The sequence below is a fragment of the Bacteroides sp. 2201st1_D9_2201SCRN_220225 genome (assembly GCF_040928965.1).
GTDB classification, from domain to species: domain Bacteria; phylum Bacteroidota; class Bacteroidia; order Bacteroidales; family Bacteroidaceae; genus Bacteroides; species Bacteroides stercoris.
Map to the genome: position 1 here is coordinate 30,984 of NZ_JBCODG010000037.1, position 15,436 is coordinate 46,419.

12 protein-coding genes and 1 pseudogene are annotated in these 15,436 nt (G+C 44.5%); 9 read left to right on the forward strand and 4 right to left on the reverse strand.

What is annotated here, in order from left to right; genetic code table 11:
- Positions 1–120: 120 nt before the first annotated feature.
- From xerA to AB5903_RS13350, 3 genes are all read left to right on the forward strand, one after another.
- Positions 121–1,113, forward strand: a complete 993-nt coding sequence (gene xerA / locus AB5903_RS13340) for a site-specific tyrosine recombinase/integron integrase (RefSeq protein WP_117666688.1) — start codon at positions 121–123, stop codon at positions 1,111–1,113.
- Positions 1,114–1,182: 69 nt separating this feature from the next.
- Positions 1,183–2,061, forward strand: a complete 879-nt coding sequence (gene dinD / locus AB5903_RS13345) for a DNA damage-inducible protein D (RefSeq protein WP_117742685.1) — start codon at positions 1,183–1,185, stop codon at positions 2,059–2,061.
- Positions 2,061–3,299, forward strand: a complete 1,239-nt coding sequence (locus AB5903_RS13350) for a restriction endonuclease subunit S (RefSeq protein WP_368117931.1) — start codon at positions 2,061–2,063, stop codon at positions 3,297–3,299. Before dinD ends, AB5903_RS13350 begins: the two co-directional genes overlap by 1 nt.
- Here AB5903_RS13350 and AB5903_RS13355 read toward each other — a convergent pair.
- The 4 genes and pseudogenes from AB5903_RS13355 to AB5903_RS13370 all read right to left on the reverse strand — a co-directional run.
- The gene (locus AB5903_RS13355) at positions 3,223–3,825 is read right to left on the reverse strand and encodes a restriction endonuclease subunit S (protein WP_368117932.1); all 603 of its coding nucleotides are present in this window, start codon (positions 3,823–3,825) and stop codon (positions 3,223–3,225) included. The genes AB5903_RS13350 and AB5903_RS13355 overlap by 77 nt on opposite strands.
- A 350-nt stretch (positions 3,826–4,175) precedes the next feature.
- The gene (locus tag AB5903_RS13360) at positions 4,176–5,807 is read right to left on the reverse strand and encodes a class I SAM-dependent DNA methyltransferase (RefSeq protein WP_181979053.1); all 1,632 of its coding nucleotides are present in this window, start codon (positions 5,805–5,807) and stop codon (positions 4,176–4,178) included.
- Positions 5,808–5,809: 2 nt separating this feature from the next.
- Positions 5,810–8,974, reverse strand: coding sequence for a DEAD/DEAH box helicase family protein (locus AB5903_RS13365; protein ID WP_195658599.1), 3,165 nt, complete (start codon positions 8,972–8,974; stop codon positions 5,810–5,812).
- Positions 8,975–9,337: 363 nt separating this feature from the next.
- A pseudogene (locus AB5903_RS13370) lies at positions 9,338–9,611 on the reverse strand (hypothetical protein); the annotation flags it as partial.
- Positions 9,612–10,216: 605 nt separating this feature from the next.
- Between AB5903_RS13370 and AB5903_RS13375 the strand changes: the two are divergent.
- The 6 genes from AB5903_RS13375 to AB5903_RS13400 all read left to right on the forward strand — a co-directional run bounded on the left by AB5903_RS13375 (position 10,217) and on the right by AB5903_RS13400 (position 15,149).
- Entirely contained in the window at positions 10,217–10,885 is a 669-nt protein-coding gene (locus AB5903_RS13375; protein ID WP_117945779.1) for a hypothetical protein, read from the forward strand.
- Positions 10,886–10,901: 16 nt separating this feature from the next.
- Positions 10,902–12,287, forward strand: a complete 1,386-nt coding sequence (gene dnaB / locus AB5903_RS13380) for a replicative DNA helicase (RefSeq protein WP_368117933.1) — start codon at positions 10,902–10,904, stop codon at positions 12,285–12,287.
- 203 nt (positions 12,288–12,490) lie between these two features.
- Entirely contained in the window at positions 12,491–12,976 is a 486-nt protein-coding gene (locus AB5903_RS13385; RefSeq protein WP_368117934.1) for an HU family DNA-binding protein, read from the forward strand.
- A 115-nt stretch (positions 12,977–13,091) separates the two neighbouring features.
- The gene (locus AB5903_RS13390; RefSeq protein ID WP_016661691.1) at positions 13,092–13,193 is read left to right on the forward strand and encodes a smalltalk protein; all 102 of its coding nucleotides are present in this window, start codon (positions 13,092–13,094) and stop codon (positions 13,191–13,193) included.
- Positions 13,194–13,256: 63 nt separating this feature from the next.
- Positions 13,257–13,733, forward strand: a complete 477-nt coding sequence (locus tag AB5903_RS13395) for an N-acetylmuramoyl-L-alanine amidase (protein ID WP_117666696.1) — start codon at positions 13,257–13,259, stop codon at positions 13,731–13,733.
- 138 nt (positions 13,734–13,871) lie between these two features.
- A complete protein-coding gene (locus tag AB5903_RS13400; protein ID WP_368117935.1) occupies positions 13,872–15,149 on the forward strand; it encodes a PepSY-like domain-containing protein in 1,278 nt (425 codons plus the stop codon).
- Positions 15,150–15,436: the final 287 nt, after the last annotated feature.

Here is a 15,436-nt window from a genome sequence, read left to right on the forward strand (position 1 = left end):
ATCTCAAATCTGACTAAGCAGCGTGATGAACTTCTACCACTTCTGATGAATGGTCAGGTATCGGTAAATTCTGATTTAGCAGCCTCTTATATTATATATAAGAACAAAATTATCAGAATTATGAAAGAAAACATCATTCAGGCGATAGTTGCGGAAATGCAGCGTGACTTGGATTGCCGACAAATGGCACGGCTTAAAGCTGTGCTTACATCAGAACTGCATAATGTAGAAATCATTGAAAAGAGCGATTGTGCCACACAGCAAACGCAGGAGAATGAACTTCTTCTTAACTCTTTTATATCAGCCAAAAAGATAGAGGGATGTTCAGATAAGACATTAACTTACTACCGTAATACCATTGAACGGTTGTTAGTCACGCTTTCATTGGCAATTTGTCACATTACGACAACAGATATTCGTACTTATCTATCCGATTATCAAGAAGAACACCAATCGAGCAAAGTGACCATTGACAATATGCGACGCATCTTTTCCAGCTTCTTTGCATGGTTGGAAGATGAAGATTATATCGCTAAAAGCCCGGTAAGACGCATTCACAAAGTTAAGACAGATTCACTTGTAAAAGAGGTGCTTTCTGACGAACAGTTGGAGCAACTTCGAGATAGTTGCACGACCAAACGAGACCTTGCTATTATAGACTTTCTTTCATCCACGGGCATCCGTGTGGGTGAGTTGGTCAAACTGAGCCGTGAAGATATAGATTTCCACGAACGGCAGTGCGTGGTGTTCGGAAAAGGTAACAAAGAACGTGTCGTTTACTTCAACGCCCGTACCAAACTACATTTGCAACAATATCTTAATGAGCGAACAGACAGCAATCCAGCCTTATTCGTTTCCCTCAATTCGCCACACTCACGACTGACTATCAGCGGTGTGGAAGTTAGAATCAGAAAAATGGGGCAAGCCCTTTCTATGCCAAAAGTTCATCCTCATAAGTTCCGTCGTACCCTTGCAACAATGGCTATCGACAAAGGTATGCCCATCGAACAGGTGCAGCGATTACTTGGTCATGTACGCATAGATACCACACTACATTATGCTATTGTGAATCAAAACAATGTAAAGTTAGCTCATAAGAAGTATTTGGGATAATAACCGTGCTGATTTCTGCTTTAAAATTTGTACTTTTGCAGTCTAATATGGAACGCTAATAAAAGCACTATGGACTTGCAGAGAATCAATAAACATAAGCAATCGTTTGATGACATTTGCCATTATATCGAAGACGATAATGGAGCGGATAAAATAGAAGTATGGTTTGCGAGAGAATTGCAGATTATATTGGGGTATGCAAGATGGGAGAATTTTCAAGTAGCATTGACTCGCGCTGTTGAATCATGTAAAACGCAGAATATCAACATAGACGACCATTTTCGTGAGGTCACGAAAATGGTTACTTTGGGTAGCGGGGCTAAGCGTGAAATACAAGATTTCATGCTGACTCGTTATGCGTGCTATCTTGTCGCACAGAATGGCGACCCTAAGAAAGAAGAAATAGCTTTTGCACAAGGTTATTTTGCCGTACAAACTCGACGCGCAGAACTTATTGCGGAGCATATAGAACAATTGTCGCGACTTGAAACAAGAGATCGTCTGCGTTCTTCCGAAAAACAATTATCACGTAATATTTATGAGCGCGGAGTGGATGATAAAGGTTTTGGACGCATTCGTTCTAAAGGTGATGGTGTGTTATTCGGTGGGCATACAACAGAAGATATGAAGAACCGGCTTGGCATTAAATCGACACGCCCATTAGCAGATTTTCTTCCAACTCTTACAATTGCAGCAAAAAACCTTGCCACAGAAATGACAAATTACAATGTCGAACAAAAAGACCTTTATGGTGAGCATAGTATAACTACCGAACATATGGATAACAACCGCAGCATCCGACAAATGCTCGGTCAGCGAGGCATACGCCCGGAAGAACTGCCAGCAGCTGAGGACATCAAGAAGGTAGAACGACGCGTTGCTTCCAATGAAAAGAAAATTGAGAAATCTTCTTCAAAACTCCCAAAACTTAAACCTGAAGACAACTAATGAATAAGTTATCATCAATCGCATATTATGTAACTGATAAAATAAGTAGTAATGATATTTCTTTATCCGAATACGTTACTACAGATTGTATTTTACAAAATAAAAAAGGACGAGAGGTTGCATCTAATCTTCCGCCACAGCCTTGTTGTCTCACTCGCTACCAACGTGGCGATATATTAATAGCAAATATCAGACCATATCTCAAAAAGGTTTGGTTTGCAGATATAGATGGTGGAGCCTCTTCTGACGTGTTGGTTTTTAGAGCTAAAGAGGGACATTCACCAAGTTTTCTTTATGCCGTACTACTTCAAGATTCTTTTTTTGACTATGTAATGCAAGGAGCCAAAGGAAGTAAAATGCCTCGTGGAGATAAAGAGCAAATTCTAAGATACGAAATGCCAATACTTTCTTGTTCGGAGGAAAGCATTGGCACATTTTTCTTGAATCTTGACCAAAAAATCAGACTCAATGAGCAGATAAATCAGAATTTAGAAGCGATGACAAAACAACTTTATGATTACTGGTTTGTACAATTTGACTTTCCCAATGAGGAAGGCAAACCATATAAGTCAAGTGGAGGGGCTATGGTTTGGAATGAAACTTTGAAGCGAGATATTCCAGAAGGTTGGAATGATTGCGTGTTGGGAGACTATATTGGTCGTATTACTAATGGCTTAAACCCAAGAAAGAACTTTGTATTAGGAAATGGAAACAACTATTATGTAACAATCCGAAGTTTAGCAGGTACAACTATAGATTGGAATAACTGTGATAGATGTGACGATGAAGCATTAGCTAAAATCAATTCACGTTCACAATTACAAATTGGTGATATTATTTTTAGTGCAATAGGGACAATAGGTCGTACATATTATATTCTTGAAGAACCAAGTAATTGGAATATTAGTGAAACTTCATTCACTCTTAGGGCTAAAAATAATGTACCTAATGATTTCTTTTATGGAATGTTACGTTCAAATGAAATACAGATAAAATCAGATAAAGCGGCTATGGGTAGCACCTTAAGATGCTTAGTAATGGATTCTCTGTGTTCATTGCTATATGTAAAGGTTCCAGAGAAGATAATGTGTACTTTCTCTGCAAAAGTATCCCCATTATACAGACAAATTCATCAAAACAATAAAGAAATTGCAGAATTAACTAAGCAGCGCAACGAACTTCTACCGCTCTTGATGAACGGTCAAGTATCGGTAAATTCTGATTTAGCTGACGATTAAGTTCTATTTTGAGGTCAATAGTGCGAAGTAACTTACCTATGCGTTTTTGTTCCTCCAATTCGGGAATCCATACAATGCAATCTTTGATTTTATCAGGTGATGTATGCCGGATTTTAGTTTGTTGAGCAGCAGCACTTAGCTGCTGTTTAACAAGATTTGAGGATATAAGATAAAAAGCGAAATCCTTGTCTAACAAATGTTCTTTGCAAACAATTTTTGCCACATCTTGGCTTTGAATATATTTACCGCTTTCGGGAATGATAGCGGTAGAGCCAAGCAACCCAATAGCCTGTTCTGTCAAAGGTGTTATAATGTCTCCCTCTTTCATTAAAAAATCCGGTTTGAAGTCGCCAATGTAATAAAGATTGTCTTTAGCCTTATTCTCTTTAAAGCAATTATTTTGGTAATCGAAATTCCCGCAAGTCAAGCGCACATATTCACCCTCAGCGGCATAGAACTCGCCACTGAGACTCGCACCTCTTGTTACATCAAGTATCTCTCCTAATTTGTATTTTTTCAATTCCATTTACCGTGTTGCTTTTTTAATATAATCTTGAATCAAAGATAGATTGACCTCTATCTCTTTGCGCTTAGCTAAAAGGTGGTTCAGATACTCTTCCGCTTCAAACATTTTTCGTGCTCATGTATTTGCTCTATTAACGGTCCGCCAATAAATGGGGATGAACAGTTTCTACGGCAAATTTTGCATCCTCTATTTGCCGCTATAAACATGTCAAGCAAATGTCGAATAGCTTTAATTTGTTCCTGTGCATCTTTCGACGAACTGCGGGCAACACGTAATGCAACGATTATAGCTATTACACTAATTATTGGGCTTAATAGAGTAGCCCATTGGGTCAAACTATCAAGCATGGTTTATTGATTGAATTTCAATGTCTTTAATTGAGCTATTATCTCATTTTCAAGCCGATGGCTTTCGGCAAACTGCTCGGTGAGTGTTTTTTCGTAGTCTGCCATACGCCTCTTGAACTCCTCTTCTGTAATATCAACATATTCAATCTTAATGTCGAAATACTGTCCGGCAGAAAAGCTATACCCTTTTTCTGCCACTTCTTCGTAGGATGGAGTAACAGAGAATTGCTCTACCACCTTCTCGTTTCGGAAAATATCTACAATCTGCGCTATCTCATCGGAACGGAGATTCGTCTTTTGGTTCTTCCCTATTTTGATAGTCTCACCAAGTTTGCTCGCATCAATAAATACAGGCTTTTCGGTCTTGTTCTTATCGATAAAAACCACACTGACATTCGTACCCGTGTTAGCGAAGACATTACTCGGCATACTTACCACACCTTTCAGAATCTTATTGTCCACAAGGTGTTTGCGAATTTTGAACGCAATGCCACTCTTGGCTGTAATGAATCCGGTAGGTACAACGATAGCTCCCTTACCCGTGTCTTTCAAGCTGTATAGCAAATGTTGAAAAAAGCAGAGGTATATTTCCATCCCCTTCTTGTCTTTGTTGGGTATATTGGGAATGCCTGCAAAGAAACGTCCGCGATAATGGTCGGCTTTGAGGTCGGAATGGTACTCGGAGAAATCGAGCTTGAAAGGCGGATTACTAACGATATAGTCAAATTTACGCAATTCGTGTCCTTCTTTATGATAAGGGTGTTTCAGCGTATTGCCTTGTATAACGTGCGTCAAAGAATGGCTCATACTGTTCAGTATAAGATTCAGCATCAACATAGTAGAGGATTTGTCGCTGATATCCTGCGTGAACACCGTGCAGTTCTGCTCTCCAATTTGGTGGGCAAGGGCAATGACAAGCGTGCCTGTCCCGGCTGACGGGTCATAGCAAGTTACACTTTTAACATCCTCGCTCTCATCGACGAGTAGTTGCGCCATAATGGATGCGATTGCATGGGGCGTATAGTATTCGGCATAGTTGCCGCCACCATTGGAATTGTAGTCCTTAATAAGGTATTCAAAGATGGTGGAGAAGAAATCATATCCGGCAGCAAAAGCCGCTTCAAAAGAAAAACTTGCCACATCTCCGATTAACGACTTGCAAAAGCCGTTTTTCTTGGCAGACCCTCCGGTTACTACCTCCGAGAGAGGTTTCATAATGGAAATACGGGTTTCATCCTCATTGAGAATATAGAAAATCTCCTCATTGGTATCGGCAATAGCCTCCAATGTCGCATCAAACAGAGTTGCAAAATTATCCTCATTCTGACGTTTGGCAAGATACGGTATCAGATGCTCTTTCTTCAATACAATAGTGTCGAGCATCATATCGCACATTTCCTCGTACTCCTCATCGGGCAATCGCTCCAATGCTTCGTAGACGTCCTCTGCATCGGCAAGTTCGGGCAGTGTCCGTTTTGCTTCATAGATAAACTTATCATTGAGAAACTTATATAGGAATGTTTCTACGATAACCGTATATTCATTTCCGCTGTTGCCAAGACCAATATTGTTTGTCGTACTTTTCAGACGGTCAATAAGGTCTTTTGTCTGTTGCTTTATGATGTCAATACTCATAATCAGTATATGGTTTGATATTCTTTGAAAATAACGTCACTGACATATTTACGAGCCGGGCGTTCCGTGGAAATCTGCGCATCCTTAAAACGGCGGGTGACGTAAGTTAATATATTTTTCGTGAAGTAAGCCGGAGTTTCAACAATCGCTTCGTTGTGGAAGAATGCATCGTCTACATCTTCTTTTATAAGAAGCAAGACAGCCGTTACCTGCTCTTTCTTTTTTGTCCAAGCATAGGTGCGAGGTTCGGTATGCTCCCGTTCCTCTCTGTCCGATTGCTCGGTCAAACGTTTTTCGACACGCACGAACTTTGTGTCACCGTTATAGGCAATAGCCCGCAACGCATCACGCTCATTCATTTGGCGAATGCGTTTCAGTATGCCGTTAATGTTCTGAACGCGGTCGTGCATATTAAATTCTCCCTCCGATTCCATTTCTTTTTTCTTGAAAAGAGCAAGAAAGTCAGCGAGTATAGAACGATATTCCGGGTCATCAGGATCAACGCAAGCATTCAATTGGTTACGAGTGTGAGCTACCGATTGTTTGTATTGCTCTTGAAGTTCAAGTTCTTCTTCACCTTTCTTATAGAACGAAAAATGTATATTCTCCAAAGCAGCATTCAGTAATTGTTTCACGCTTTCGCGGTCATTTGAGTTTTGCTCATACGAGAGGAGGTCAAGACGATTGCGTGCCGCTTTGATAAGATTTGATATTTCGGGTATATCAACAATGTCTTTCGCTTCCGGGCTTTCCTGCGAGATCAGCATATTCTGCATACTGCGCAGTGTTTCTAAACTTTTGTTGATGACTCGGACAGTGGCAATGTCATCCACCAAATTGAGTTGCCGAGAAAAAATTTGAGGATTAGTCAAGTCATAGTCTGTCAAAGTTACTTTTGCATTTGCAACATTTTTCATTGCTTCCTCAATGGTAACAAATAGCTTATCCATTGAAGATGTATTTTCTTGACCAACTTCTTTTTCAAGCTCTTCTTGATAATCCTTGTTCGTCTTACTGTATTCTTCCTCGATATTGGCAAAGTCTACTACATGCCCGAATTTCATAGCCTTGTACGGACGATTGACACGTGTAAGCGTTTGCAGCAGGTTATGTTCCTTGACCATACGGTGCAGGTACAATTTCTTCAATCGTGGAGCATCAAAGCCGGTTTGTAGCATTTGGAAAACAATGAGCAAGTCAATTTTCCCGTCTTTGAATAAATCAATCCATTTGGAACGGGTAGATTTGTCAAAACTGTCATGCAAGATAAGCGCAGCGCGATAACGTCCTTTTTGCGGTGAAGTTTTCTTGACCTCCATTTCATTTGCCGAAATACTACGGTAAATTATTTGTCCGTCTTCACCTGTATAATTGTCAAGTTCAGAATCATCTGCATAGTTTTCCAAAAACAGCCGATACATCATTATCGCCTGTTCTTTACTGTTGCATACGGCAAGTGCTCCCAATGATGGGTCAGAATACTTGCTTCGGAAATCCTGCAAATCATTGATTATATAGTCGAGTAAAGGATGTACATAGTTCTCGTGGGCATAAACATCAATTTCTTTAACAGTTTGCTTTTTTACCCTTATGCTGTTAAGGGCTTCTTTCATCGTTATCTTAAAGTTCGAACCGATGTCTTCGCGTATAAGTCGAAGCGTGTAACCATCTGATATAGACGCGTTATAATAGTATGTATGAATATAATCCCCGAAAATATCTTTGGTATTGTATCCTTCACCGATTATTGGAGTACCTGTCAATGCTATTTTTATAGCATTCTCATCGCTCGCAATCAAATTTTTCAAAAAACTGCCTTCAGGATTATAGTTTCGGTGTGCTTCATCAATAAAGTAAATGCGCTTCACCTTGACATTATACGCATTTTTGGCAAGTGCCCGACTGTCCTTGGAGAATTTGTGGATATTGACAACCGTTATCTCTAATTTACCCTCTTTGTTTTGGGTAGTCACACCATCCTTTATCAGCTTGGCAAAGTCTTCTTTACTTTGAACAGGATTGACTTTCAGTCCCCTGCGAGTAAACTCTTTTTGAGCCTGTTCCAAAAGGTCGATACGGTCTACAATAAAGAAAAACTGCGGAACAATGCCTTGCTGAGAATAATAATCGGTCAGATATTTGACATTGAAATACGCCAACGCAGTCTTTCCGCTACCTTGCGTATGCCAAATAATACCCTTTTGCTCCCCTTTATCAAGGTGGCGTTCAATCGCTTTTGTGGCGAACACTTGCGGATAGCGCATAACATGCTTTTGTAAACCGTTTGGGTGGTCTACATAAGCGATGCCATAGCGCAAGAAAAAATAGAAACGTTCAAAACTGAACAGGCTTTCACAGAGGCGCTTTGTTGGCGTTTCGGCTTTGCAGTTCGTTTTGTAGTCGCTATTGTTTTTGTATTGAGGCACATTATTGTCACGCAGCAATATTTCCTCGTCTTCAGGAGTAACGGGATGGTATCTTTTCTGAATAGGGAAACTGTTTTGTCCTTCCTCGCGAAAGCAATTATAGAGGGTATTCGTTTTACCGATGGTTGCATAATAAGCTCCTTGTTTCAATTGCTCGTCATATTCCATATCGTTGCTGAATACCATTATTTGCGTGATATTCAAAAAACGGCGGAAACAAGGATTGGCAAACCTCGTCTTCATACGCTTGCGCTCGGCATCAACTCCTTCGTGATTGTTCTCCTTTTTTACTTCGATAAAAGCCAGAGGCAAACCATTGATAAAGATGGTTATGTCCGGGCGAAAGTTGTCGCAAGACAAATCACCGCAAGTCATTTCGGTGGCTACTTGAAACGTGTTGTTACGAATGAAGTTCGTGGGCGAAGATAAATCGATTATTTTGTTCGTTGTGTCAAGTAATATTTCTTTGTAAAACTGTCTGCCGAGATCATCATTGTTAAGCGACTTCTGAATGCGGTGAAGCATGGCGTCTGCATCATCCTGTGTAGATAGAGGGTTCAAGCGCAAATAGGCTTCCGAAAACGGTTGGAGTAAGATGTTTGTGAGAGTATCGGATTCCGTTTTGGGTATTGTCACATATTTGGTGAACAATCCCCTTTGGGATATGTATTTATATCCCATCCCCATAAGATGCATAAGAGTGGGAAATTTCACTCTGCTATCTTCACAAAATGCACCCATTGCTTATTTCGTATATTAAAGCAAAACACCTTCGCTATCTTTGCGAGGCTGACCAAAGCCTATCAGACAGTGAAGGTGTTTTTATATCTTGGTGTTAATATTTTATTTCAGGTCATTAACGCATTGTTTAGCAAATGCAAAGTTAGCACTTTTTATTGATATCCATTGCACATTTGAGAATTAAGTTTACAAGAATCTTGCAGCACGACCTCGGTCATGGCGGTTGTGTTTATGTCGGTCGGCATGGCAACTTTACCGTACCCGTCTATCGTGATTATATTCCTTTTTCTTTTCATCGGTGTTTCGTTTTAAGGTTGTCAAATGGCACCTGAGCGGTAATTTTTGCGTATAGTTGGGCGGCTTTATCTTTTGGGGAACATTCAACAGGCGGATATTGGATTCGGTATTAGTCTTCTTTCTTCGGGTGATAATCCACAGATTGCCCTCAAAGAATGTTTGGAGATTGTCGGTAGTCAGGTTCTTCACATCGGAATAATACCGCTGGAATGTTACCTTTGCCCTGCTGTATCCCATTTTTTTTGGCAAACTCGGTATTGTGTTACTCGAAGAGTTTCGGTAGGGTTTCCCGCTTGACACCGATACTGGGATAGGCATCCTTGAGTTTGGCGGCGGTGACTTATACCGTCCGTTGCGGCAGGGAACTGAGGCGATGTTGCATGTGAATGAATGTACGGTTATATGCAAATGGAACTTTCTCACCACCGGAGTCTCTGTTTCACAACCATTAATTCAGTGAAATAAAATACGTACTTTCCTTTCTAATTGTTTGTAAAGTAAATATTTACATGATTTTACGTGTAAATATTTACTTTTCATGCCTCTTCGTTATTTGATATTTTTGTGTATTCATCGTGCATTGGGGCAGTGAAACGCTTCCGGGCGGTGTGGTATAAATTTTAAACAATTAGAAAGAATAATGAAATCAATGAAAACACATCGTCTGTCAGGGGCGGACACATCGTCTGTTACACTCGTATACATCATCCGTAGGGGTGGAACGCATCATCGGTTCTGCCGCTCTGCGTCGCCGTTCCGTACCGCTACGCCGTAGATATACGATAGTATATCTTATCTTCTATTGAATTATATTGTGTACGCTGCGTGGCCGGAAGCATGGCTGCCGCACGTGCATAACCGGTTGACGTAAAGGCATGTGCCGTGACCGCCGGAGCGGTCGTTTTCCGGTTTCGACATTTATCAATATTTATCTGTAACTTTAGTATGAAAAACAATTTGCTTAGAATGGGCTATGTCATGGTTTCGCGTGCATTGCTACAAGAGATTTGCGAGAAAAAAGGTGCGGCATGCTGCGAGGAAGAAGCCTTCCTGCGGGTGCTGACAAACGTCAACTTCAAGCCTGCCGTAGTATTCTGCAACGGAGCCGGGGTGCAGTGTGCCCGTGGAGAGTCCGTCATCACTTTTATGGGCTGGGCGGACATATTCGGCTGGACAAGGGCGCGTACCCGGCGCTTTTTCGACCGGTGTTTCGCTGCAGGACTTATCGAGCGCGTGCCGGGCTGTTGCCCCAGCCACATCCATGTGCCCGGCTATGATGCCTGGACGGGACAGCCGGCATCCATTGGGAAGGTTATGAACGCTGCCGGCAGCTTTTCCGCCGCTGCCGTCCCCGTTGCCGCCAAGTCGAAATCTTCCGCCGCTTTCGAAGAGTCGCTGAAGGAGTTTCTTGCCTATTACGGCCGCACCACCCACCTGCCGGTGGAGAACGGCAGCTATGTCCGCGCCCTTTGGAAAAAACTCTCCACCCGCGAGCGCGAACTTGCCTACCGGAAAGTGGAAGATTATTATTTCAGCCTGAACAATACGCATTTCTGCTACCAGGCTGCCAAATATCTGGAATATAGAATCTTTGAAAACGAATTTGTCAATTAATCGCCCTTTTACCCTTATGGCAGAAATCCTCAATCCTCATGATGCCGACCTGGAGTCGGTAATCTTAGGCGCTTGTCTCGCCGAAAGTACCGCTATGGTGCTTGTAAGCGGGAAGCTGTGCCCCGAAATGTTTTACGAAGCGAAGTATGGCGAAATCTTTGCCGCCCTGCTTGCCATGCACCGCGCGGGCAAGGCGATAGACATCATTACGGTGCGTGCCGAGCTTGCCGCCCGTGGCAAGCTGGAGTTCGTGGGCGGCGCCTTCGAGCTGGCGCGTCTGTTGGGCAGGGTGGCATCGTCCGCCCACCTGGAGTATCATGCGCTTATCTTGCGCGGCATGTATATCCGGCGCGAGATGATTAGCGGCCTGCATCGTTTGCTTGCCGTAGCCGCCGATGAGTCGGTGGATTTGGGCGATGCCCTGGCCGGACTGCATCAGCTTATCGAACACCTGGAAGGTAAAACCGACTTTGCCGGCTGCCTGCGCGACATGGATCGCCTGATGCTGGATACCCTTAGGCAAATGGACGGCAGGGTGGCGAACAACCGCAACGGCATCACCGGCATCCCCACCGGCCTGCGCGACCTCGACAGGCTCACTGCCGGCTGGCAGCGGGGCGATCTGCACATCATAGCCGCCCGTCCTTCGGTGGGCAAGACTGCCTTTGCCCTGCATCTGGCACTGGTGGCGGGACGTGCCGGGAAGCAGGTGTTGGTGAACAGCCTCGAAATGCAGGGCGAAAGGCTGGGCGACCGCTGGCTCTGCGCACAGGCTGCCTCGCTGGATGCCGGACACCTCAAAAGCGGGCAACTCAGCGCCGACGAGCAGCAACAGGCTCTGGAAGCCGCCCGGCAACTGTCGTGCCTGCCTGTGTATGTGGACGACAACCCGAAGGCGAGCATGGATCATATCCGCTCGTCGGCTCTGCTGCAAAAGAGCAAGGGGCATTGCGACCTGCTGATTATCGACTATCTGCAACTCTGCGATATGAAGTCGGAACAGAAGAACCGCAACCGTGAACAGGAAGTGGCGGAAGCGAGCCGCAAGGCAAAGCTGATAGCCAAGGAGCTGGATATTCCCGTTATCCTGCTCTGCCAGTTGAACCGTGAGTGCGAGATGCGTGCCGACAAGCGGCCTGCACTGAGCGACCTCAGAGAGAGCGGCGCCATCGAGCAGGATGCCGATGTGGTGATGTTGCTCTATCGTCCCGCACTGTACGGACTGACGTCCGAGCGCAAGAGCAAATTCCCTTCCGAAGGGTTGGGCATGGTGATTCTTGCCAAGCACCGCAACGGCGAGACGGGAGATGTATATTTCGGGCATAACCCCACGCTGACGAAGATTGGCGAGTACGAACCCACACTGGAGTGGATGGCGAGAAACGCACGCTCTTCCTGTTAGAAAAAAACTTCGTTTTTACCGGAAAATAAATGGCAAAATACTTGACTTTGCCTCTCTGATTTCGTATCTTTGTAATGTGCTCGAGAAGGGAAGTAATTATTGGATAAGGCGTCTTAAATCTTTTGTTTGTTGTGTGGCCCGGGCTTTTTCTTTTAAGAATTTTATTTACTGTTTTTTTTAATCTAAACCTAAACTTTATTTTTATGGATGTACTTGTAGAACGCTTTCAGCGTCGTAGAATCGTGAGCGATAAAAGCTCTCCCATGTTGTATTATCTCCGTCAGAAACCCAAAACGTGCGGAACGGTGGATATTGATGTCCTCTCCGCCAGTATTCAGAAGAACTGCGCCATGACAAAAGGCGATGTGAAGCACGTGATAGAGGCTCTTGTGGAAGAGATTCAGGCAAACCTTGCCAACGGCGACAAGGTGAAGCTGAACCAGCTCGGCACGCTTCACATGACGTTCCGCTGTCCGGGTGTGGAGAAGTCGGAAGACTGCACGGTGAGGAATATCTCCAAAGTGAATATCCGCTTTGTGCCCGACAAGGAGCTGAAGCTTGTGAACGGCAGTACGGCTGCCACCCGCAGCCCGGCAAACGTGGCTTTCTCGCTGGACAAGCCTGCGGACGGCAGTTCTTCCGGTGGTAGCGGCGGCAATAGCGGCGAAGAGGAGAATCCGCTCGGATAGTCGGTTTCCTGCTGATTTTCGGATTTTTTTTTCATCCCGTTTTCCTTTTTTATGCGGAACAGCATTCGGGCACGCCCTTATCATAGTTTTTAACCTAACCCTTAATTTAAATCTTATGGCAACAAAATCAAACTGGTGGGACAAGCTCCTTAAAATCGTAATCGCCGTAGCTTCGGCTGTTTTAGGCGCTTTAGGCATGAACGCAATGCCCGCCTGATTGTACTTCATACGTAAATTACGTACTTAATTTTTAAGTTACTTAACTTTATACTTAATAAAAGTGAGATTTATCAACCTCATCGTCATTCACTGTTCCGCTACCCGCTGTGACCGTAGCTACACCGAACATGACTTGACAACAGACCACCTGCGCCGGGGCTTCTCCGGCGCAGGTTATCACTATTATATCCGCAGGAACGGCGATATAAAGACGCTCCGTCCCATGACACAGCCCGGTGCGCATGTCCGCGGCTACAACGCCCACAGTTTGGGCATCTGCTACGAAGGCGGACTCGATGCGCACGGACATCCTGCCGATACCCGCACCGATTTTCAGAAACACTCCCTGCGGGTGCTCGTAATGCTGTTGCTGCGCGATTATCCCGGCAGCCGCCTCTGCGGTCACCGCGACCTCAGTCCCGACCTGAACGGCAACGGCGAGATAGAACCCGAAGAGTGGATAAAGGAGTGTCCCTGCTTCGATGCGGCTGCGATTGTGCGGGAAGCAGCGCCGCCTAATCCGGGGTGTGCGGGGTGAGGGGAGATGTTTTTTCAGTCTTTCCAGTTTCTTTCCAGATTTGCCCCATACTTTTGTGGCATGAGAAGAGGTTGTATCAATGAAGCCTCTTATGATAAAGAGAAAAACAGTGTCTTGAATTTATAAATGAAAAAAAGAATGATTATGAAAAAACATTTGTTTGCCATGGTTTGTATGGCTGTGAGTTTGTGGAGTTGCAGTAATGACGATGCACCTGTTGTCGGTGGTCCGGAAAACGGTAAGGTGAGTGCCGAGGCGCAGGCTGCTTTGTTTCAGCTCTATCCGAATGCTACCGATGTGAACTGGTCGGTGAAAGGCGAGTATGTGGTGGCGGATTTCAATATGGCGGCTACCCGTGCGGCAGCAGGCGAATATGCGGCCTGGTTCGACAATGCCGGCCGGTGGTACATGACGACGGACAGTGAAATCCTCTTCGACCAATTACCCGCAGAAGTGAAAACCGCTTTCGGCGAGAGCGAGTACTCCGCATGGACCGTCGACGAGGTGGAACGGATTCAGCGCAATGGCCTGGAAGATGTCTATGTGATTGAAGTGAAGAATACGGTAGACGGCGTGGCAACGGAAATCGACCTTTATTATTCGAAGGACGGCGTACTGGTGAAAAAACTGGTCGACATGGACGAAGATTATGATTACAGCGATTACATCCCCGTAGCTCCGGCCGCAGGTGTGGACGCGTTCCTGAAAGCGAATTTCCCCAATGCCCGCATTCTGGACATCGACCGTGAAGATAACATGACGGAAGTGGAAATTCTGGATGGAAAGGTAGTGCGCGAACTGCTGTTTGACGGGGCGGGCAACTGGCTGTTTACCAAGACCGAAATGAGCTATGCCGCATTGCCCGCTGTGGTGAAACAGGCGTTGGACGCTTCTGAATATGCCGGTTACCGGGTGGACGATGTAGACCATTATGTAACTTCGGCAGAGGAATATTACCGCCTCGAACTGGAGTCTGTCATGGGTGACGTGAAAGTAAAGATTACCGCCACCGGCGAATTGTCGCCGATGGAGCAGAACCCTGCCGGACCCGGAAATAACGCCGGCGGCATACTGACCGACAAAATCAAGGAGTTCATCACTCAGAAATATGCGGGAGCGCGTATCATCGAATCCGATATGGAGAAAGGCATGACGGAAGTGGAAATTTTTCACGAAGGACGTGAGAAAGATGTGTACTTCAACGGTGCGCAGGATTGGGTGAGAACCGAATGGGGCGTACGGGTGAATGAACTTCCCGCGGCAGTGCTCGATGTTATCAGAAAAACGTATGCGGATTATAGGATAGATGATGCGGATTATGTGGAAACACGTACCGAATCGTATTATCTGGTGGAACTGGAACGGGGAGAAAACGAAGTCAATCTGCGTATTCTTCCAAACGGAACGATTCTTTAACGGCGTGATTCTTTAAACGAAAATGGCTTTGACAGCCTCTGATATGTGCGCGCGTACGGGCGCGCATATATTATATTGTGTACCTCTTTTCATCCCTTTCTCCCTTCTGCTGGCGTTCAAAAAAAATATGTTCTTCAACATGTTTATCAATCAGCGTGTTACGAAAAAGTTTTCATATTCCGTGTAAAAAATCCCCTTATATATTTGGCTTGTATGTTATAAAGTCCTACTTTTGCACCCGCTTTCGAGAACGGGAGCAGCGATGTATTGACATTCTGACAGGAACG

What these genes read in the sequence shown, in the direction of transcription:
- xerA (WP_117666688.1), top strand. Translation starts at nt 121, where the DNA reads ATGAAAGAAAACATCATTCAGGCGATAGTTGCGGAAATGCAGCGTGAC.
- dinD (WP_117742685.1), top strand. Translation starts at nt 1,183, where the DNA reads ATGGACTTGCAGAGAATCAATAAACATAAGCAATCGTTTGATGACATT.
- AB5903_RS13350 (WP_368117931.1), top strand. Translation starts at nt 2,061, where the DNA reads ATGAATAAGTTATCATCAATCGCATATTATGTAACTGATAAAATAAGT.
- AB5903_RS13355 (WP_368117932.1), bottom strand. Translation starts at nt 3,825, where the DNA reads ATGGAATTGAAAAAATACAAATTAGGAGAGATACTTGATGTAACAAGA.
- AB5903_RS13360 (WP_181979053.1), bottom strand. Translation starts at nt 5,807, where the DNA reads ATGAGTATTGACATCATAAAGCAACAGACAAAAGACCTTATTGACCGT.
- AB5903_RS13365 (WP_195658599.1), bottom strand. Translation starts at nt 8,974, where the DNA reads ATGGGTGCATTTTGTGAAGATAGCAGAGTGAAATTTCCCACTCTTATG.
- AB5903_RS13375 (WP_117945779.1), top strand. Translation starts at nt 10,217, where the DNA reads ATGAAAAACAATTTGCTTAGAATGGGCTATGTCATGGTTTCGCGTGCA.
- dnaB (WP_368117933.1), top strand. Translation starts at nt 10,902, where the DNA reads ATGGCAGAAATCCTCAATCCTCATGATGCCGACCTGGAGTCGGTAATC.
- AB5903_RS13385 (WP_368117934.1), top strand. Translation starts at nt 12,491, where the DNA reads ATGGATGTACTTGTAGAACGCTTTCAGCGTCGTAGAATCGTGAGCGAT.
- AB5903_RS13390 (WP_016661691.1), top strand. Translation starts at nt 13,092, where the DNA reads ATGGCAACAAAATCAAACTGGTGGGACAAGCTCCTTAAAATCGTAATC.
- AB5903_RS13400 (WP_368117935.1), top strand. Translation starts at nt 13,872, where the DNA reads ATGATTATGAAAAAACATTTGTTTGCCATGGTTTGTATGGCTGTGAGT.